We start from the raw sequence: 18,580 nt of genomic DNA, 5'->3' as shown, positions 1-18,580 counted from the left end.
TCCCCCTCCAACAGGATCGTACCCGAAAGCGGCCCCGCCCAGACCGCTCATTGGATAGTGCAATGTTTAAGGAACCAGCTTGTAGCCGCCGCTTTCTGTCACAAGAATTTCAGCATTGGAAGGATCGCGCTCGATCTTCTGGCGCAGACGGTAGACATGGGTTTCCAGCGTGTGCGTGGTGACGCCGGAATTGTATCCCCACACTTCCTCCAGCAGCACGTCACGCGTCACCACCTTCTGGTCGGCGCGATAGAGATATTTGATGATCGAGGCCTCCTTTTCCGTCAGCCGCACCTTGCCGCCGCGCGGGTCGATGAGCAGTTTCTGGCTGGGCTTGAAGGTATAGGGGCCGACCGAGAAGGTCGCGTCCTCGCTCTGCTCATGCTGGCGCAGCTGCGCCCGGATACGGGCAAGCAGCACCGCGAAGCGGAATGGCTTGGTGACATAGTCGTTGGCGCCGGCCTCGAGACCCAGAATCGTGTCCGAATCGGTGTCGTGGCCGGTCAGCATGATGATGGGCGCCTTGTAGCCGCCCTTGCGCAGGATCTTCACCGCCTCGCGGCCGTCCATGTCGGGCAAACCGACATCCATGATGAGCAGATCGATGAGCCCGCCACGCGCAGCGGTGACGCCTTTTGCCGCAGTGGATTCCTGCAGCACGTCGAATTCCTCATAGAGGGACAATTGCTCGACCAGTGTGCCGCGCAGGTCGTCATCGTCATCGACGATCAGGATGGTACGTGAGGTCATGGATCAATCCGTTGTTTTGAAAAGTGAATTCAGTTGACCGCTGCGTATTTATGCGGAAGCTTGCCGGCACAATAGCCGATCACAGTGATTTGTTCCGTGGCACGATCATACAAGAAAAAACGCGATCGCAATGCAGCCGGCGCAATTTTGGCAAAACGGCTGCGCGTGATGACCGTGCGGGCGAGGCCGGGCCACCCAAGCCAGGGCCTGCTGCAGGCCGGCAAAACGGTGTTTGCGTGCGCGCTGGGGCGTGGCGGCATCTCGTCCGGCAAGCGGGAAGGCGACGGCGCGACGCCGCTCGCTTCGATGCGCATCCTGGCGGGCTATTTCCGGGGGGATCAGTTTGCCGCCGGCCGCAGGACGCGGCTGGCGATGGCGCCGATCGGGCCGGATCTCGGCTGGTGCGAGGTCCCAGACGACCGCAATTACAACAGGCCGGTCAAGATGCCCTATGGCGCCAGCCACGAACGCATGCAGCGCGACGACCGGCTCTACGACGCCTGCCTGGTGCTCGACTGGAACATCGCGCCGCGCCGCCGCGGGCGCGGCAGCGCCATCTTCTTCCACCTGGCGCGTCCCGGCTTCACGCCGACGGAAGGTTGCGTGGCGGTCACCGCGCACACGATGGCGCGGCTTTTGCCGCTGCTGTCGGACCGGACGGTGGTGAGGGTGGTGAGATAGGGGAGTAGGGGAAGTCTTCAGGAGCAGCTGACACGCCCAAGCCGCATCATCAATGCTACTCCCTTATCCCTTCCTGTTTCGCTGCCAGCCGATGTCTAGAAGGCCCAGCCGGCCGGTCTCGCGGTCCATGGCGCGGGTGATGTCCTTGCGGGCGGCGCCGATATCGCGCAACTGGCGATCGGACAGATCCTCGACGTTCTGGTGGCCAAGATTGACCGCGACCCTGGCCTGCCGCAGCCAATCACGGACAGCCGACAGCCAGCCCGGCCGGGCGACGTATGCAGGGTGAAGAACGATGTGAGACATGATGGGATCCGTATTCTCCGGACATCAAATCCGGTTTGATGGTGTTTTGATGCCGTGATCATGCCGGATTGAAAAACAAGCGGGAAACGAGTAGTTCTTTTCTCATCATCAAGTTTTATTTGAGGATTGAGGCTCCATGGACCGCTTCGATCGGGCCGCGCGCTGATGGCAGCCCTCTTGCCTGGAACACGGGCGCTCAGGACGCTGGAGGCGGCGGCCCGGCACCTCAATTTCACCCGAGCCGCCGACGAGCTCGGCCTGACGCCCGCCGCCGTCAGCCACCAGATCAAGGAAATCGAGGATCAGCTCGGCATCGTGCTGTTCACCCGCACCAGCCGCACCATCCGGCTGACGGAAGCGGGCACGGTGCTGTACGAGGCGGCGACCGACACGCTCGACCTGCTTGGCCGGGCCGTGATGCGGGCGCGCAAATTGGCGCGCGGCACGGAATTCCTGAAGGTGACGCTGGACGCGCAGTTCGCGGCGAAATGGCTGATGCGGCGTGTCGAGAATTTCCGCAAGCAGCGGCCGGGCATCGAACTCAGGTTCGACATTGCCTATGGCTTGCGCGATTTCGATCTCGACGACGTCGATGTCGGAATCCGCTTCGGCGCCGGCAAATATCCAGGACTCTGCGCGCATCGCCTGTTCGACAACATCATTATTCCGGTGTGCAGTCCGGGCCTCCTGGCATCTGGGCCGCCCCTGCGCGAGCCGCGCGACCTGTTCAACCACACGCTTGCCCATATTGAATGGGCCCGCCAGGGCGTGACCTGGCCGAACTGGCGCATGTGGATGGCGGCGGCCGGCATCAACGATTTCGACGACAGCCGCACCGTCGTCTTCGGCACCTCCACGGATGCTGTCCAGGCGGCGCTCGACGGCAATGCCGTCGCGCTTGCCGATTTCGCCATGGTGGCGAACGACCTGTCCGAGGGCCGGCTTGTGCGGCCCTTCGAACTCAGCATCAGGGTTGCGCCGGAATTCGCCTATTTCCTGGTCTATCCCCAGGCCATGGCAGACGATCCCCGTATCGTCGCGTTCCGCGAATGGATCCTCGAGGAAGTTGCCAGGACGCGGACGGCGGACAAGGTCTAATCTCTTGTCTTATGCATTCCCTGGGGAAAGCGCTACGCGCTTTTCCCGGGAAAACCACGACGGGACTTTTTCTGGAATTGCTCCGCGCTCAGGACCGGGCGTTGTGGCCGAAGATCATCCTTGTGTATTTCTTCCATTTCCATTTCAGCTTCTTGTACAGAAGCGGGTGCTTTTTGCCGGCGACGGAAGTCTGGAAAGCGCCGTTTTCGCTGCCTTGCTCGACAATTGGCCGCTCGAACCACAGCATCTCAATGCCCAGTTTTTCGTCCATCTGCTCGATCTGGTGGTCGATCGCGGTGTATATTTTGTGCTGATCGATCCAGGCACAACGGGCTTCGGCGACCGGACGGGTGATGAGATAGGAATCCGCGCACCTGGCATGCAGTGCCGGGTAGAGCCTCTGACCCCTGCGCAATTTCCAGCTCGGCGTGTAGTAGTTGCTGCCATTGCCGAAATAGATGACGGCCTTGCGCATCGGGCTGCCGAGTTCGGCCAGCCCTTGCCGAAATTTGGCGACGAAGTCGCGCGCGAGGAAGACGTCATCCTCGAACACCAGGCAATAGGGCAGGTCGGTTTCGAGGAAGTCGCGCCAGATGCCGACATGCTTCAGCGCCAGCGAGACCTGCGCCGGGTGGACAAAATCGGGAGCGACCAATTCAGCACGAATCTCCGGGGTGATATCTGGCTTGTCCCAGTCCGTGTAAAAGTAGACGGGCACGCCGCGCCGCTCAAACTCGCGGACAATGTGGCGGCGGCGTTCGTCATAGCCATGCTTGACGTGGCAGATCCGGGTGAACACCAGGTCGCGGGGAAATCCGGATTCATCCGTCGTCGTCAAAGCGTTATCTCAGCTCGCCGCAGCGCCGAACCAGCCGATCACCGCGCCGATGATCAGCAGCACGCCCAGCCAATGACCGCCATCGATGAGGGTCAGGTCCCAGCCGAAATTCTCATAGCGATGATTGACCGACAGCGTCGTGGCGACGAAACCCAGCCAAAGCACGGAGCCGAAGATCAGGCCGGCGAGCCAGGTCGGCTCACCACCCGTCATCGCGCCGACGACCAGGGCCATGATGTAGGCCATCAGCAGCTCGGCGATGAAGGAGATGACGAAGGGCAGCGGCGATTTCTTCATCGTCGCCGGATCGAGCTTGACGGCCTTCAGCCAGGGCTTGCTCAACGCCATGTACCAGGCGGCGCCGAACAGCCATGCGACGACGGCGGCGGCAACCACCGCGATCCAGTTCACTGCTGAAAAATCCATGAGTTCCCCCTCCTGTGCGGCTTTATGGAAACGCCTGTTCGGCGATGGCGTCAAGCAGTCGCCACACGGTCGTGCGCTTGACTTCGGCATCCTCGAGCGCCCTTGTCACCGGCACCTGGTAGACGCCAAGCGGCTCCAGCCCCGATCGCGGCAGATAGGACCGGCCGGGATCGCCGATCAGGATGTCGGCGCCACGCCGTTTGAGCGCCGAAAACCACGGCATCAGCCGGTCGGCGAAGGGTTTGTCGTAGAAGACGTCGCCAGCCAGGATCACATCCCAGCCCGCATCGGTGCCGATACAGTCCATGCCGAGGAATTTGATCACGACGCCATTGGTGTCGCTGTTGAGCCGGATCGCGGTGGCGCAGAACGGGTCTATGTCGGCAGCGGTTATCTCGGCAGCCCCCGCCCTGGCGGCGGCGATGGCGACGAGCCCGGAGCCCGAGGCGAAGTCGAGCACGCGCTTGCCTCGTACTGTGTCGGGATTGTCGATGACGTAGCGGGCGAGGCCCTGGCCGCCGGCCCAGGCGAAAGCCCAGAAGGGTGGCGGCAGGCCGATCTCGACCAGTTCGTCCTCGGTCCGCTGCCAAAGATCATGCGCTTCGTCGGCGAGGTGGAGAAGAATCTCCGGTACATGCGGCGGTGCCATCAGCGCCGTGTTGTCGAGGATGAACTGCCTAGCGCTGTCGGGGGTGAGTGCCGTCACGGCGCAGGCGTCAGGCCGCCCATGCGGCAGACTTCCTTCCATTCGGCCGGGGTCACCGGCTGCACGGAAAGCCGTCCGAGCCGCACCAGCGCCATCTCGGCCAGTTTTGGATTGGCCTTGACTTCTTCCAGCGTCGGCGGGTTCGGCATGTCCCTGACAGCACGGATGTCGACACACTCCCAGCGCGGATCATCCGATGTGGTGTCGGGATGGGCCAGCGCGCAGACCTCGGCGATGCCGACCACGTTCAGCCCGTCGTTGGAATGGTAGAAGAAGCCGAGATCGCCGATCTGCATGGCCTTCATGTTGTTGCGGGCGGCGTAGTTGCGCACGCCGTCCCATTGCGTACCGGCCTTGCCCTTGGCCTTCAACGCCTCGAAGGAGAAAACCGAGGGTTCGGATTTGAACAGCCAGTAGTTCATTTTTCTCTCCTCCTTGCGGCCCGGTCGCGGGCGACCGGAAGTTAACTAGCCGCCGGCTTGTTGAACGTCCAGTTCCACTGGCGGATTTCGACGCTTTCGAACAGGCCGGCCCTGGCATAGGGGTCAGCGGCCGACAGGGCCTGTGCGCCTGCCAGATCGGGCGCCTCGACGACAACGAGGCTGCCGTTTGGCTTGCCGTCGGCGTCGAGGAACGGACCGGCAAAGGCCAGCTTCTTGTCGCTGTTCAGCCCTTCGAGGAAGGCGACATGCTCGGGCCGCGTGTCGAGGCGCACCTGCAGGCTTCCGGGCTTGTCCTTGCAAATCAGAGCAAACAGCATGGTCTTTCTCCTGGGTGGTTGGATCAGGGGATCAATCGTTGGTTTCGGTCTTCAGCGGCCGGGTCATCAGGGCCGTCACGGCCTGGCCGATGGTGATCCTGCCATCCAGTATGGCGGCCACGGCGGCGATGATCGGCGCATCGATGTTGCGCTCGGCGGCGATGCGGGCGGCGATCGCCGCGGTCGGCACGCCCTCGGCCAGCGGCAGTCCGGAAAGCGCCTTGCCTTGCCCGAGCGCCAGCCCATAGGCGAAATTGCGCGATTGCGTCGACGAGCAAGTGAGCAGCAGGTCGCCAAGGCCGGAAAGCCCCATCAGGGTTTCGGGCCTGGCGCCAAAGGCGGCACCGATGCGGCGCAGCTCGACGAAGCCGCGCGTGACCATGGCGGCCTGGGCGCTGGCGCCGAGCCCGGCACCGGTGACAGCGCCGGCGGCGATGGCGAAGACGTTCTTCAAGGCGCCGCCGATTTCGACGCCGATCAGGTCGTCGCTCGAATAGCAGCGCAGGTTTTCAGCCGAGAAACGGGCGGCAAGGTCGGCCGCTAGCGCCTCGTCGCCGGCAGCCACAACCACCGCCGTCGGCAGACCGCGGGCGACGTCGCTGGCGAAGCTTGGCCCCGACAGGGCGGCGACCGGGTTTCGCGGCAGGATTTCCGCAGCGATTGCCGACAGCAAGGCGCCTGTGTCGCGCTCGATGCCCTTGGCGCAAAGCACGAGTGGAATGCCAGCCGGCATATGATCCTTCGCGGCCGCCAGCGTCGCCCGCAACGCTTGCGCAGGCGTCACCGCCAGCACGCAATCGACCCCGGCAAGCGCTGCGGCGATGTCGCTCGTCGCGTCTATACCGGACGCGATGGCAATGTCCGGGAGATAGCGCGGGTTCTCGCCACGACCGATCGAGGCCACGGTTTCAGGGTCACGCGCGAACAGCCGTACCGAGTGGCCGGCGCGCAGCATGGCCAGTGCCAGCGCCGTGCCCCAAGCGCCGCCGCCGAGCACGGCGACACGCCAGCCGCTTTTGCCGGGGTCCGCGCTCTTCTTGGCTTGACCGGTCATGCCTTGGCTCCGCGCCGGCCGGAGCCGACCATTGGCGTCGAGACGCTATCCAGCGGCCAGCGCGAGCGTGGCACGAAATCGAAGCCGTTCTCCTGCGCCATGCCTTCGCGCAGCCGCTCGATGCCGGCCCAGGCGATCATCGCGGCATTGTCGGTGCACAATTTCAGCGGCGGCGCGACGAAGGTGAAACCATTCTCGGTACATAGCCGCTCCAGCGTCGCCTTGATGGCGCGGTTGGCGGCGACGCCGCCGGCGACGACCAGCGCCGGGTTTTTGGTGCCAGGGAATGTCTTGCGAAAGCGTGCCAGGGCGCGAGAGACGCGGTCGGCCAGCGCATCGGCGACCGCCGCCTGGAACGAGGCGCAGATGTCGGCGACATCCTGGTCGCTCAAGGGCTCGATCGCGGTTGCCGCCTGGCGCACGGCGGTCTTCAAACCGGAAAAGGAGAAATCGGACTGTGCCGAGCCTTTCATCGGCCGCGGGAACGCAAAGCGCGAGGCATTGCCCGACAGCGCCGCCTTTTCGACATTGGGACCGCCGGGATAGGGCAGGCCGAGCATTTTGGCGGTCTTGTCAAAGGCTTCGCCGAGCGCGTCGTCGATGGTGGTGGCCCAGCGCTGGTAGTCGCCGACGCCGCGCACGGCGAGGATCTGCGTGTGACCGCCGGAGACCAGCAGCAAGAGATAGGGGAATTCCAGGCTGTCGGTCAGCCGCGCCGTCAAGGCGTGGCCTTCGAGGTGATTGACGGCGATCAGCGGCTTGCCGGCCGCCGCCGCGATAGCCTTGGCCGTCATCAGGCCGACGATCAGTCCGCCGACGAGGCCCGGCCCGGCGGTCGCGGCGATCGCGTCGATATCGGCAAGCGCCACGCCCGAATCGGCGAGTGCCGCCTCGACGATGCCGTCCAGCGCCTCGACATGCGCGCGCGCGGCGATCTCCGGCACGACACCGCCGAAGGCGGCATGCTCCTCGATCTGGGAGAGCACGATATTGGACAGGATTTTCGGCGCGGCATCGCCCTCCAGCGCCACGACGCTGGCGGCGGTCTCGTCGCAACTCGTCTCAATGCCCAGAACGCGGATCAATTCGTCGCTAACCCAAGAGATTGTTTATGAGGCTATTCCCCATTAGGAAAAGGCCGGCAAGACCTCGATTTCGCTCGGGGGTTATCACGGACCGCGCGCCATGCAAACTTTGAAAATCGGAACACGGAAAATCGGAACACGCGGCAGCCCGCTGGCGCTCGCCCAGGCGCATGAGACGCGCGTGCGGCTGATGAAAGCGCATGGCCTTCCCGAGCAGGCGTTTGAAGTGGTGCCCATCTCGACCAGCGGCGACCGTATTCAGGACCGGCCACTGTCGGAGGCCGGCGGCAAGGGCCTGTTCACCAAGGAAATCGAGGAAGCGCTGCTCGATGGTCGTATAGACATCGCCGTGCATTCGTCGAAGGACATGCCGACGGTGCTTCCTGACGGACTGGAGCTCTCCACTTTCCTGCCGCGCGAAGACGCGCGCGATGCTTTCATAGGCAAGGGGGTCAAGCGGATCGCCGATCTGCCGCATGGCGCCAAGGTCGGATCGTCGTCGCTCCGTCGCCAGGCGCTGATCCGCCGGATGCGGCCGGATTTCGAGGTGGTGATGTTCCGCGGCAATGTGCAGACGAGGCTGCGCAAGCTGGACGAGGGCATCGCCGAGGGCACCATCCTCGCCTATGCCGGGCTGAAGCGGCTCGGGCTCGAAGGCGTGATCACCGACCTGATGCCGCTGGAGGATTTTCCGCCGGCGCCGGGACAAGGCGCGATCGGCATCGAAACGCGCGTCGGCGACAGTGATATCGAGAATATGCTTGCGGCGATCCATCACGCGCCGACCGGCCAGGCCTTGGCCTGCGAGCGTGCGTTTCTCGCCGCGCTCGACGGCTCGTGCCGCACACCGATCGCCGGCCATGCGAAGGTATCAGGCGGGAAACTGTCCTTTGCCGGGCTGATCATCTCGCCCGACGGCACGGAGTGGCATGATGTCCGGCTGGAAGGCAAAGCCGCGGACGCAGCGGAAATTGGGGCTGATGCCGCACGGACAGTTCGCGCCAGGGCCGGCGAAAAGTTCTTCGACGGTTGGCTCTGAAAATGCTCCGCGTCCTGGTCACCAGACCGGAGCCGGGTGCGTCGCGCACGGCGCGAAAGCTGGAAGAGATGGGTTTTGAGCCTATTCTCCTGCCATTGACGGAGACGATGGCATTGCCGGTCGATGCCAAGGCGGTTTCGGACGACGTGGCCGCCGTGGCCATCACCAGCGCCAATGCGGTGCGCCATGCCCCTGGAGATCTGATGGCGGTGCTGTCCAACCTGCCTTGCCATGCTGTCGGCAAGAGGACAGCGGAGGCGGCGCGCAAAGCAGGCTTTCTCTCGGTCAGCGAGGGGCCTGGCGATGCCGAGGCGCTGGCCGACGGCCTGGGAATAGCGTTTTCCGGTAAAGCGATCGTCTACCTCTGCGGGCGCGTGCGGTTTGCGGCCTTCGAACAGAAGTTGGAAGCTGCTCATGTCCAGGTCCATGCCGTCGAGACTTATGACACGATTGCGGTGAGCTATTCGGACGAAGCGATTCTTCCGCTGATATCAGGCCAATCCGTCGATGCGGTGCTGCTCTATTCGGCCAAGGCCGCTGTCGCGATGCAGGTCCTGGCCAGCCGGCCTGCCCTGCAAAAGGTCTTTGAAAAGACGCGGGTTTTTGTCCTTTCCGCGCGCATCGCCGCCGCCTTCGGCGACAGTGCCGGCAAAGCAATCCGCGTGGCCGCACGATCCGACGAGGAGGCGCTGCTGGCACTATTGCGGGCACGGCCCTGACCCGCGTCATCACACCGCCCCTTTTCACCGCTTGGTGATGTGCTAGACCCTTTCTGAACCATCACGCGCCGCCGGGCGTTGAGACGAAGCGAATTTTGCGGAGCCCATGCATGGTCAAGACGCCGAAGATGCGACACTCGAAAGGCCGCCGCGAGCCGGTGACCATCGACCTCGATCCGGGCGCCGTCTCACGCATCGTCGACGGGGATGCCGCCAAGGATATCGCCCAGACGGACGAGGCGAAGGCCGAGGAAGCAGCGAACGCCTCGCGGCCAGAGCCCCCGGAAGAGCCGGTGCATGCCGATCAAGCGGATCTCGAACCCTGGGAGCATGGCGATGCCACCGCCGGGCAGTCTGGCACGGATTCGCCACCGCATGCCGACGCCAAAGCCGCAGAGCCGGAAATATCCTATCCCGGTTCGGATACTCCCGCCAACCGCCCCAAGGCTTCCGACTATAATTTTGAGGATGCAACCGCCAAAACAGCCGAGACCAAGACGGCTTCCGGAAAAGCCGACGCAAGGAGCGAATCGATGACAGTGCCGCCGAAGCGGGGCGGCCTCAACGGCATCGCCGCCGGCATCATCGGTGGCGTCATCGCGCTGGTCGGTGCCGGCGGCCTGCAATTTGCCGGCCTACTCGGCGCGCCGGGATCCGCTCCCGGTGCCTCGCTCGCTGGTGTCAATGGCGAGATCGCCTCGCTGAAGAGCGAAATCGCGGACATGAGGGAAGCCGGCAACAACAATGGTGCGTCGGCCAAGGTGGATGCCCTGTCGTCGGGGCTCGACCAGGTCAAGAGCGATGTCGCGGCATTGAAATCGGCGGTCGAACAGGGCGGCGCCGGCGACAATGCCGGGCTCGCAGCACTTGGCGACAAGGTCAAGCAGATCGAAACCACGGTGGCGGCCCTCGGCAAGGCCGGCAGCACGGCACCGGTCGATCTTGGTCCGCTCAACGAAAAAATGGCGGGTCTCGATGCTCTGGTGAAGTCGACGGGCGAGGCGGCGAAGGCGCAGGAAGGCCGGCTGGCCGCGCTCGAACAGTCGGTGTCGCAGCTTTCCGGCAAGGTCGATGCACAGGCATCGCAGCCGAAGGTCGCGCTCGCCATCGCGGCTTCGGCGCTGAAGGCCGCGCTCGATCGTGGCGCGCCGTTTTCGGCCGAACTCGATACGCTGGCCGCGATTTCGCCTGATGCGCCGCAGCTCGCGACATTGCGCCCCTATGCCGAAAAAGGCGTGCCGACCCGCACCGAGATCGCCTCGCAGATGGATGCGGCCGCCAATGCCATGGTGGCAGCGGCCACGCCGGTCGACCAGAATGCCGGCTTCCTGCAGAACCTGATGTCGAGCGCCGAATCGCTGGTCAAGGTCCGGCCGATCGGCGCCGTCGAAGGCGCCGGCGCACCGGAAACCGTGGCGCGCATGGAGGTTGCGGTCACTCAGGGCGACTATGCCAAGGCACTCAGCGAATACGACACGTTGCCGCAAGCCGTGAAGGCGGCGGGCGCCGACTTTGCCGGCAAGCTGAAAGCCCGCATCGAGGTCGAAACCCAGGTCGACGCGCTGATCTCCGGCGCGATGAAGGCATGAGGGCAACACGATGATCCGCCTGCTCGCCTTCCTCATCGTCGTCTTCGCGCTCGGGCTGGGCTTTGCCTGGCTGGCCGACCGGCCGGGCGACATGGTCGTCACCTTCAACGGCTACCAGTACCAGGTGAGCCTGATGGTGGCGGCGGTGGCCGTCGTTGCCGTCGTTGCGGCGGTGATGATCGTCTGGTGGCTCATCAAGTCGCTGTGGAACAGCCCCTACACCATCTCGCGCTATTTCCGCGTGCGCCGCCGTGACCGTGGCTATCAGGCGCTGTCGACCGGCATGATCGCCGCCGGCGCCGGCGACGGGGCGCTGGCCCGCAAGAAGACCAAGGAAGCGGCCAAGCTGATCCGCTCCGACCAGGAGCCGCTAATCCATCTGCTCGAGGCGCAGGCATCGCTGCTCGAAGGCGATCATGAAGGCGCGCGCCAAAAGTTCGAGAGCATGCTCGACGACCCCGAAATGCGGCTGCTTGGCCTGCGAGGGCTTTACCTGGAGGCTGAGCGGCTGGGCGACCGCAACGCAGCCCGGCACTATGCCGGCCGCGCCGCCGCCGTGGCGCCGCAACTGGCCTGGGCAGCCGAATCGACGTTGGAGGAGCTGACCGCGCGCGGCGACTGGGACGGGGCGCTGAAACTGGTCGATGCGCAGAAGTCGACGCGGCAAATCGAACGCGACGCCGCCAACCGCCGCCGCGCCGTGCTGTTGACCGCCAAGGCGCAGTCGCTCGCCGATAGCGATCCCGCGGCTGCCAGGACAGCGGCGATCGAGGCTAACAGACTGCAGCCGGATTTCGCCCCCGCCGCCGTTGCCGCCGCCGCGGCGCTGTTCAAGCAGAACGACGTGCGCAAGGGCTCGAAGATCCTTGAAGCAGCATGGAAGGCCGAGCCGCATCCCGAAATCGCGGAGATCTATACCCATGCAAGGCCGGGTGACGCCGTGGTTGATCGGCTCAACCGGGCAAAGAAGCTGCAGGAGATGAAGAAGAACCACGCCGAATCGTCGATGACGGTGGCGCGTGCCGCGCTCGACGCGCAGGATTTGTCGACCGCCAGGCGCGAGGCCGAAGCCGCGATCCGCATGGATCGCCGCGAGGGTGCCTATCTGCTCCTTGCCGATATCGAGGAGGCCGAGACCGGCGACCAGGGCAAGGTGCGGCAGCTTCTCTCCAAGGCGGTTCGGGCCCCGCGCGATCCGGCCTGGGTGGCCGACGGCGTCGTCTCCGAGCGCTGGGCGCCGGTATCGCCGGTCACCGGCCGTCTCGACGCCTTCGAATGGCGCGCGCCGATGGAGCGGCTTGGCCAACTGATCGACAGCCGCGATGAGCCGGATGCCCCGGTAGTGGCCATCGAGGCGCCGGGCAGGCCGGAGAAGCCGGTCGACGTGATCGATCATGCCGCCTCGGGCAACGAGGCGACGGGCAAGGACGCCGAAAGCCGCGAGGATCATGTCACCCCGGTCACGGCCGCCGCCTTTGCCGCGGTGCCGGCCGATGCCGAAGCCGTCGAGCCGGCGGAAGAACTGGCGCGCCTGCCGGACGATCCAGGCGTCGATCCGGACGACGAGGCGGAAAAGTCGCCACGCCGGTTTCGGCTGTTTTGATTTTGGGCCGGCCATCGGGCCGTTTGGGAATGAATTGATGTTCGAGCGCGTTCTGTCGTTTCTCAGGGATTTGCCGGCTGGCTCCGCCAGCCATACCAGCACGGACGACCCGCGCATCGCGGCCTCGGCGCTGCTCTACCATGTGATGAATGCCGACGGCGTTCGCCAGGATGTCGAGTGGGAGCGGTTCAAGGCGGTGCTGGCGCAGAGCTATTCGATCAAAGGTGCCGAACTCGAGGCGCTGGCCGCCGCAGGCGAGCGCGCCGACAACGAGGCGATCGACCTCTACGCCTTCACCAGCGTGCTCAAGCGCCATCTCGACGCGGAGGGGCGCAAGGCCTTCATCGGCCTGATGTGGGAGATCGTCTATGCCGATGGCGAGCTGCATGAGCTCGAGGACAATACGGTGTGGCGGGTCGCCGAGCTGATCGGCGTCGAGCGCCACGACCGGATCGAGGCGCGCCGCAAGGCCGCGGCGCAGGCACCCGGCGCCACCGGAACATCAAGCGACGAATAGGATTTTCGCCTTTCCATGCCGCCCAGAACGAGCCCGAAGCCAAAGATCCTGATCATTCTACATCAGGAGAATTCGAGCCCCGGACGCGTCGGCCACATGTTGCTGGAAGAAGGCTTCGATCTCGACATCCGCCGCCCGCCGCTCGGCGACGCCCTGCCCGAAACACTGGATGGTCATGCCGGCGCGGTGGTGTTCGGCGGGCCGATGAGCGCCAATGACGAGGACGAATTCGTCCGCCGCGAGACCAACTGGCTGGAAATCCCGCTCAGGGAAAACCGGCCGCTGCTCGGCATCTGTCTTGGCGCGCAGATGCTGGCCAATCATCTCGGCGGCAAGGTCGAGGGCCACGGCGAAGGGCTGGTCGAGATCGGCTGGTATCCGCTGAAGGCGACCGAAGCCGGCAAGAAACTGATGCACTGGCCCGAAATGGTCTACCAGTTCCATCGCGAGGGCTTTTCGCTGCCGAGCGACGCGATGCTGCTGGCCACGAACGAGACCTATCCCAACCAGGCTTTCCGCTACGGCGACAATGCCTGGGGCATCCAGTTCCATGGCGAACTCACCCGGGTGATGATGCAGCGCTGGCTGGTGCGCGGCGCCCACCGCTTCGAGCTGCCCGGCGCCCAGCCTGGCCGCGACCATCTCGGCGGCCGGCTGATCTGGGACATACATTTGAGGCGCTGGCTGGACGAGTTCTTGCGCATGATTTTTGGCGGACCGGTGGCGCGGTAGAGTCGAACCGGTGGTCGGAATGGCCAAATCCGGCCGACTTCAGACCGGCGGCTTTCGGCGCGTGAAAACTAGAGCAATTCCAGGAAAAGTGCGTAGCGGTTTTCCGTCCGGAATGCGTGAAAACAAAGAGTTAGAGCGGTTCGGCGATTCCAATAAACACTGAACCGCTCTAGTCCGAAAAGCTCACGCTCACGCCGCGTTGCCGAAAATAAGCCTGCATCAACTTGCGGCCCGAGCGGTTGTTCTGCGCCAATTTTGTGGGATCGAACACCGCCTGTTTTATCCCTTCTCGTGCCAGCGCTGCCTTGAGCGTCGCGATATGTGCGTCGATGTCGGCATTGTCCGCCCGAAGAGACGCATAGATACTTTCGGTCGCCTCGGCCACAGTCGGTTCGCTCACAGGTGTTGTCCTTTGGTTGGTTGGGCGGGCGGCTTAGAGCGGTTTAGCGATCGGCAGTATCGCTGAACCGCTCTAACTCTTTGTTTTTACGCGATTCCGGACGGAAAACCGCTGCGCACTTTTCCTGGAATTGCTCTAGCACAGATTCGCGGCCCCGCCGATACCGATGAAGCCGTCAGTTTCGTCCTTTGAGGTGCCGCACCTTGCGCAGCGCCGGGAATAGATAGGCCCACAAGCCAGCAACCGCGACGGCGCCGACGCCGCCGATGACGACCGCCGGAACCGTGCCGATCAGCGCCGCCATGGTGCCGGCGCGGAATTCGCCGACCTCGTTGGAGGCGCCGACGAAGACCTGGTTGACGGCGTTGACGCGGCCGCGCACTTCGTCCGGCGTCCACAGCTGGATCAGCGTTTCCCTGATGTAGACGCTGAACATGTCGGTGGCGCCGAGGAAGACGAGCGCCGCGATCGACAGCCAGGTGAGGGTCGACAGACCGAAGAGCACGGTGAAGGCGCCGAACGCCGCCACGAAGCTCAGCATGATCTTGCCGGCGTGGTCGCGGATCGGATGCCCGGCGAGCCATACCGCGACGCAGATGGCGCCGAAGCCCGGCGCCGAGCGCAGCAGGCCGAGGCCCCAGGGGCCGAGTTGCAGAATGTCGCGCGCATAGACCGGCAGCAGTGCCGAGGCGCCGGACAAAAGCACTGCGAACAGATCGAGCGAGATGGCGCCGAGCACGATCTTCTCGCTCCAGATGTAGCGGAAGCCGGCAAATAGTGTTTCCATCGTCGGCTTATCGGTGGCGCTTTGCTGGGCGGGTTTGGGAATGGTGAAGATCAGCAGACCGGCCACCAGCATCAGCACAGAGGCGACGGCGTATGCGGCTTCGGCCGAGACGCCATAGAGCAGGCCGCCGGCGACCGGACCGACAATCGTGGCCGTCTGCCAGGCGGAGGAGTTCCAGGCAATCGCATTGCCGAAATCTTCCGGTGGCACCAGATTGGCGAACAGCGACGACGAGGCCGGTCCGTAAAAGGCGCGCGCCATGCCGAATAGCGCCAGAACGACGAAGATCGGCAGCGGACTGACGAGGCCGCGCAGCGTGAAGTACAGGAGAACGAGCGCACAGGCTGCCTCGACCACCGTTGCCAGCGCCATGATCAGCCGGCGACCGAAGCGGTCGGCGACGACGCCAGTGACCAGCACCAGCAACAGCGAAGGCAGGAACTGGACGATGCCGACAATGCCGAGATCGAACGGATCGCGCGTCAGGTCATAGATCTGCCAGCCGACGGCGACGGAAACGATCATGGTCGCGAAGGTGGTGAGAAAGCGCGCCGTCCAATAGCTGAGGAAGGCTTTGTGCCGGAAAGCGGCGTAACGCTGCTCCGGTAAAGTTTGTTCAGGTATCATGAAGGTAGGGCCCCGGTTGCTTTGGCATCGGCTGGCGGGGCACTTCCCGGATGGGCGCTGTTCCGGCCAATGGAACTTGGTAAAATTCGGCGCGGATATGCGTCAAAAACAGGCTTGGAGCAAGAGACTTTCGATCCGCGTCGTCGATCGCACGCGGAAGTTACTGCCGTAGCGCGGCCGAAATCGCGTTCAATCCGCCTCTCAATTGGGCCTCCGTCGGCCAGCCGAAGCCGACGCGGAAGAAGCGCTTTTCCATCTCGAACCAGTGGCCGGGCCCGACATAGGTGCCGTGGTCTTCCAACAGCCTGATATAGAACCGGTCTAGGTCGAAGCCGGACTCGACATCGAGGCGCGGGAAACCGACGACACCGCCCTCAGGCCGTACCCAGTCGACCAGCGGCTCGCGGTCGATCCAGGCCTGGACGATGTCGCGGCGCTTGGCCATTTCGGGAAGCAGCTTTGCCAGAAACGCGTCCCGGCGATCCAGCATGCCAAGCGCAATGCCTTCGTCGATGACGCTGCCGCAGATGCCGATCTGCTCCTTGGCGGCGAGGAATTTTTCCTGGAGGGCTGCATCCCTGGTGATCAGCCAGCCGATGCGGATGCCGGGAATGCCGAAGGCTTTTGACAGCGACGAGACGCTGATGGCCTTTTTGCTCAGGGAGGCCGCCACTGGCAGGCGCTTGTCATAGGAAAGATCGCGGTAGGTTTCGTCGACCAGCAAATGACAGCCACTGGCCTCGGCGAGCGCGACCAGCGCGTCGAGATCGGCGCGGCTCATCATGGTCCCGGTCGGGTTGTGCGGGCAAGTAACGCTGATCAGCCGGGTGTTCGGCCGCATCGCTGCCTTGATGCGCTCGACGTCGATGGCAAAGCCTTCCTCGAATGCCAGGTCGACGAAGCTGATGGCGCAGCCGATCGCCCTCGGGGTTTCAATGTTGGTGGCGTAGTTGGGCCTGATGACGACGAGGTGATCGCTTGCCGACAGCAGCGAGGTCGAGATGATGAACAGCGCGCCGGCGGCACCCGCTGTGACCAGCACATCGTCGGGCGCGATGCCGGCATCCTGCGCGGCGATCAGGTCGCGCAACGCCTTGTCGCCGCGGTGCTCGCCGTAAAAGAGCGTCAGGTCGGGCAGCGAGAGGCCGATGTCGGAGAGCTTCTGGTCGGTAATCGAGCTTTCGGAGAGATTGTAGCGGATACGCTCATAGCCGTACTCCTCCGGGGCTTCTCTCTCGATCACCATCCTGGTGTAGTTCATCGCTTCCCCTCCGGAGCGGTTCACCGTTTCACGGAAACGGCAAGAGCTCCATCCCCTTTGTCTAGACGCAATTCCGGACGGAAAACCGTTTCACACTTTTCCTGGAATTGCTCAAAGCTTGTCTGGTTCATCCAAGCCACAAAAGCATGAAGCCTGCCAAGGCGGAATCGCCGGCAGGCTTCAGACAAAACATTGGCTCAGATGAAACCGCTCAGGCCGAAACCTTGGCCTTCCTGCCCTTCGACTTGGCAGGCGCCGGCGCGACGGCCTTGCGGCCGAGCCCGATCGACTTCGCCAGTTCCGAGCGCGAAGCGGCGTAGTTGGGTGCGACCATCGGATAGTCCGACGGCAAGCCCCATTTGGCGCGGTAGGCGTCCGGCGTCAGGCCGAAATGCACGCCGATATGACGCTTCAGCGATTTGAACTTCTTGCCGTCTTCGAGGCAGATGATGAAATCCGGGGTCACCGACTTCTTCGGGTTGACGGCGGGGACCAGCGGTGCCGCCACCGGAGCGACCGGCTGGCCGAGCCCGCTGATCGAGGCGCTGACGCTGGCGATCAGTTCGGGAAGGCCGGACGCAGGCAGGCGGTTCTTCTCGACATAGGCCGATACGATATGGGCCGTCAGTTCGAGAAGGTCGAGGGTTTTGCTGGCGTGGCTGTTTTCGTCGGTCAATCTATTTTCCTCCATCCATGGCGCATGACCTCGAAAATGGGGCCGTTTTCAAAAGGGATGATGCGCAAAATTAAAGTGCGTCGTCTTTGTGCGCCGCGCGCGACGCGATGTAGTGGGGCTGACTTCCTAGTCGGCAAATCTGCACAATGCAATCTATCGGCGCGACATCACACGCCATTTTGAACAACTATACTAAACTGTAATAATATCAGACGATCAGGGCCTTGTCGCGCCACAGACGAAATCCGCCTTCGAAAGCGCGTGTGTTGTCACCGCGCCTGGAGTTGGGGGGCAATTCGTCGAGCTTGTCGACATTGCCGCCGCCGATGACGACATAGTCTGGCTGCAGGGCGGCGTGCAGCCGGTTGACGACGTCGAAGACATAGCCGCGCCACTTCTTCTTGCCGCGCTTTACCAGGCCGCGTTCGCCGACATAGTCCTCGAAACTCTGGCCTTTTCTGTAGGGGAGATGGGCGAGTTCCATCGGCTGGCCGACATTGTCGAGGACCATCGCCGCACCGAGGCCGGTTCCGAGCCCCAGGAACAGCATGCGCCCGCCCTCATAGCTGCCGAGGGCCTGCATCAGCGCATCATTGACCACCTTGACCGGCTTGCCGAACTCAGCGGCGAAGTCGAAGCCGGCCCAGCCCTTGCCGAGATTCATGGGGTCAAGCACCGGCTTGTTGTGGCGCACAGGGCCCGGATAGCCCATCGAGATGACGTCGTAGGAAAGGCCCTCGGCGAGCTTCTTCACCTTGCCGATCATCTGCCGTGGCGTCAGGTCAGGCCCGGAATCCGCCCGGCGCTCGGTGCCGCCGTCGCTGGTCAGGATCTTGAGGTGCGACCCGCCAATATCGATCGAAAGGACGACCTGCCCGGTGTACGACGCAGCCTTCTCAGCCACCTTGGCCATCCTGTCCTCTCCG

The 18,580-nt window shown here is 64.0% G+C and carries 22 protein-coding genes; 8 read left to right on the top strand and 14 right to left on the bottom strand.

The genetic code is table 11. The features are described 5' to 3' along the window. Window positions 1–66 precede the first annotated feature (66 nt). Window positions 67–750 carry a response regulator transcription factor gene (locus tag O7A60_RS19340; RefSeq protein ID WP_027145512.1) on the bottom strand — a complete coding sequence of 228 codons (684 nt, stop codon included), beginning with the start codon at window positions 748–750 and terminating at the stop codon, window positions 67–69. Between the two features lie 84 nt (window positions 751–834). Between O7A60_RS19340 and O7A60_RS19335 the strand changes: the two genes are divergently transcribed. Next, window positions 835–1,431: a L,D-transpeptidase family protein gene (locus O7A60_RS19335; RefSeq protein WP_337107600.1), complete on the top strand. Its 597-nt coding sequence runs from the start codon at window positions 835–837 to the stop codon at window positions 1,429–1,431. 63 nt (window positions 1,432–1,494) lie between these two features. Here the strand turns inward: O7A60_RS19335 and O7A60_RS19330 are convergent, their stop codons facing one another. Next, window positions 1,495–1,737 (bottom strand): hypothetical protein, encoded by a 243-nt coding sequence (locus tag O7A60_RS19330; RefSeq protein WP_337107599.1) that lies wholly within the window; start codon window positions 1,735–1,737, stop codon window positions 1,495–1,497. A 165-nt stretch (window positions 1,738–1,902) separates the two neighbouring features. Here O7A60_RS19330 and gcvA point away from each other — a divergent pair, with 165 nt between their 5' ends. Then, window positions 1,903–2,835 carry a transcriptional regulator GcvA gene (gcvA, locus tag O7A60_RS19325; RefSeq protein WP_140510213.1) on the top strand — a complete coding sequence of 311 codons (933 nt, stop codon included), beginning with the start codon at window positions 1,903–1,905 and terminating at the stop codon, window positions 2,833–2,835. Window positions 2,836–2,923: 88 nt separating this feature from the next. Here the strand turns inward: gcvA and O7A60_RS19320 are convergent, their stop codons facing one another. Genes O7A60_RS19320 through tsaD form a run of 7 tightly spaced genes read right to left on the bottom strand, consistent with a single transcriptional unit; the run spans window position 2,924 to window position 7,701 of the window. Beyond that, window positions 2,924–3,673, bottom strand: a complete 750-nt coding sequence (locus tag O7A60_RS19320; RefSeq protein WP_337107598.1) for a glycosyltransferase family 25 protein — start codon at window positions 3,671–3,673, stop codon at window positions 2,924–2,926. Window positions 3,674–3,682: 9 nt separating this feature from the next. After that, on the bottom strand, window positions 3,683–4,099 hold the full coding sequence (locus tag O7A60_RS19315; RefSeq protein WP_337107597.1) for a DUF1761 domain-containing protein: 417 nt from the start codon (window positions 4,097–4,099) through the stop codon (window positions 3,683–3,685). 22 nt (window positions 4,100–4,121) lie between these two features. After that, a complete protein-coding gene (locus O7A60_RS19310) occupies window positions 4,122–4,847 on the bottom strand; it encodes a class I SAM-dependent methyltransferase (protein WP_337107596.1) in 726 nt (241 codons plus the stop codon). Then, window positions 4,802–5,227 (bottom strand): EVE domain-containing protein, encoded by a 426-nt coding sequence (locus O7A60_RS19305; protein WP_337107595.1) that lies wholly within the window; start codon window positions 5,225–5,227, stop codon window positions 4,802–4,804. The genes O7A60_RS19310 and O7A60_RS19305 overlap by 46 nt, the downstream gene beginning before the upstream one ends. Before the next feature lie 41 nt (window positions 5,228–5,268). After that, window positions 5,269–5,565, bottom strand: a complete 297-nt coding sequence (locus O7A60_RS19300) for a YciI-like protein (RefSeq protein ID WP_337107594.1) — start codon at window positions 5,563–5,565, stop codon at window positions 5,269–5,271. Window positions 5,566–5,596: 31 nt separating this feature from the next. After that, on the bottom strand, window positions 5,597–6,619 hold the full coding sequence (locus tag O7A60_RS19295) for an NAD(P)H-dependent glycerol-3-phosphate dehydrogenase (protein WP_337107593.1): 1,023 nt from the start codon (window positions 6,617–6,619) through the stop codon (window positions 5,597–5,599). Then, a complete protein-coding gene (gene tsaD, locus O7A60_RS19290) occupies window positions 6,616–7,701 on the bottom strand; it encodes a tRNA (adenosine(37)-N6)-threonylcarbamoyltransferase complex transferase subunit TsaD (protein WP_337107708.1) in 1,086 nt (361 codons plus the stop codon). Before tsaD ends, O7A60_RS19295 begins: the two co-directional genes overlap by 4 nt. A gap of 103 nt (window positions 7,702–7,804) precedes the next feature. On the opposite strand from tsaD, the gene hemC reads away from it, so the two are divergent. The 6 genes from hemC to O7A60_RS19260 all read left to right on the top strand — a co-directional run bounded on the left by hemC (window position 7,805) and on the right by O7A60_RS19260 (window position 13,903). Further along, window positions 7,805–8,743, top strand: a complete 939-nt coding sequence (hemC, locus tag O7A60_RS19285; protein WP_337107592.1) for a hydroxymethylbilane synthase — start codon at window positions 7,805–7,807, stop codon at window positions 8,741–8,743. 2 nt (window positions 8,744–8,745) lie between these two features. Next, the gene (locus O7A60_RS19280) at window positions 8,746–9,462 is read left to right on the top strand and encodes a uroporphyrinogen-III synthase (RefSeq protein WP_337107591.1); all 717 of its coding nucleotides are present in this window, start codon (window positions 8,746–8,748) and stop codon (window positions 9,460–9,462) included. 110 nt (window positions 9,463–9,572) lie between these two features. After that, complete coding sequence (locus tag O7A60_RS19275) at window positions 9,573–11,051, top strand: COG4223 family protein (RefSeq protein ID WP_337107590.1); 1,479 nt, start codon at window positions 9,573–9,575, stop codon at window positions 11,049–11,051. Window positions 11,052–11,061: 10 nt separating this feature from the next. After that, a complete protein-coding gene (locus O7A60_RS19270; RefSeq protein ID WP_337107589.1) occupies window positions 11,062–12,654 on the top strand; it encodes a heme biosynthesis protein HemY in 1,593 nt (530 codons plus the stop codon). Between the two features lie 37 nt (window positions 12,655–12,691). Then, the gene (locus O7A60_RS19265) at window positions 12,692–13,171 is read left to right on the top strand and encodes a tellurite resistance TerB family protein (RefSeq protein ID WP_337107588.1); all 480 of its coding nucleotides are present in this window, start codon (window positions 12,692–12,694) and stop codon (window positions 13,169–13,171) included. Window positions 13,172–13,186: 15 nt separating this feature from the next. Then, a complete protein-coding gene (locus O7A60_RS19260) occupies window positions 13,187–13,903 on the top strand; it encodes a glutamine amidotransferase (protein ID WP_337107587.1) in 717 nt (238 codons plus the stop codon). A gap of 169 nt (window positions 13,904–14,072) precedes the next feature. Here O7A60_RS19260 and O7A60_RS19255 read toward each other — a convergent pair whose 3' ends face one another. From O7A60_RS19255 to O7A60_RS19235, 5 genes are all read right to left on the bottom strand, one after another. Continuing rightward, window positions 14,073–14,303: a hypothetical protein gene (locus O7A60_RS19255; protein WP_027144593.1), complete on the bottom strand. Its 231-nt coding sequence runs from the start codon at window positions 14,301–14,303 to the stop codon at window positions 14,073–14,075. A 175-nt stretch (window positions 14,304–14,478) separates the two neighbouring features. Beyond that, window positions 14,479–15,717, bottom strand: a complete 1,239-nt coding sequence (locus O7A60_RS19250; RefSeq protein WP_337107586.1) for an MFS transporter — start codon at window positions 15,715–15,717, stop codon at window positions 14,479–14,481. Window positions 15,718–15,877: 160 nt separating this feature from the next. Next, a complete protein-coding gene (locus O7A60_RS19245; protein WP_337107585.1) occupies window positions 15,878–16,978 on the bottom strand; it encodes an aminotransferase class I/II-fold pyridoxal phosphate-dependent enzyme in 1,101 nt (366 codons plus the stop codon). A gap of 211 nt (window positions 16,979–17,189) precedes the next feature. Next, the gene (locus O7A60_RS19240; protein ID WP_027144591.1) at window positions 17,190–17,654 is read right to left on the bottom strand and encodes a Ros/MucR family transcriptional regulator; all 465 of its coding nucleotides are present in this window, start codon (window positions 17,652–17,654) and stop codon (window positions 17,190–17,192) included. 208 nt (window positions 17,655–17,862) lie between these two features. Further along, complete coding sequence (locus tag O7A60_RS19235) at window positions 17,863–18,567, bottom strand: ROK family protein (RefSeq protein WP_337107584.1); 705 nt, start codon at window positions 18,565–18,567, stop codon at window positions 17,863–17,865. Window positions 18,568–18,580: the final 13 nt, after the last annotated feature.

The sequence above is a fragment of the Mesorhizobium salmacidum (SeqCode) genome (assembly GCF_037179605.1).
GTDB classification, from domain to species: domain Bacteria; phylum Pseudomonadota; class Alphaproteobacteria; order Rhizobiales; family Rhizobiaceae; genus Mesorhizobium; species Mesorhizobium salmacidum.
Note: the sequence above shows the minus strand (reverse complement) of the source record. Positions and strands in the feature narration are given on the sequence as shown.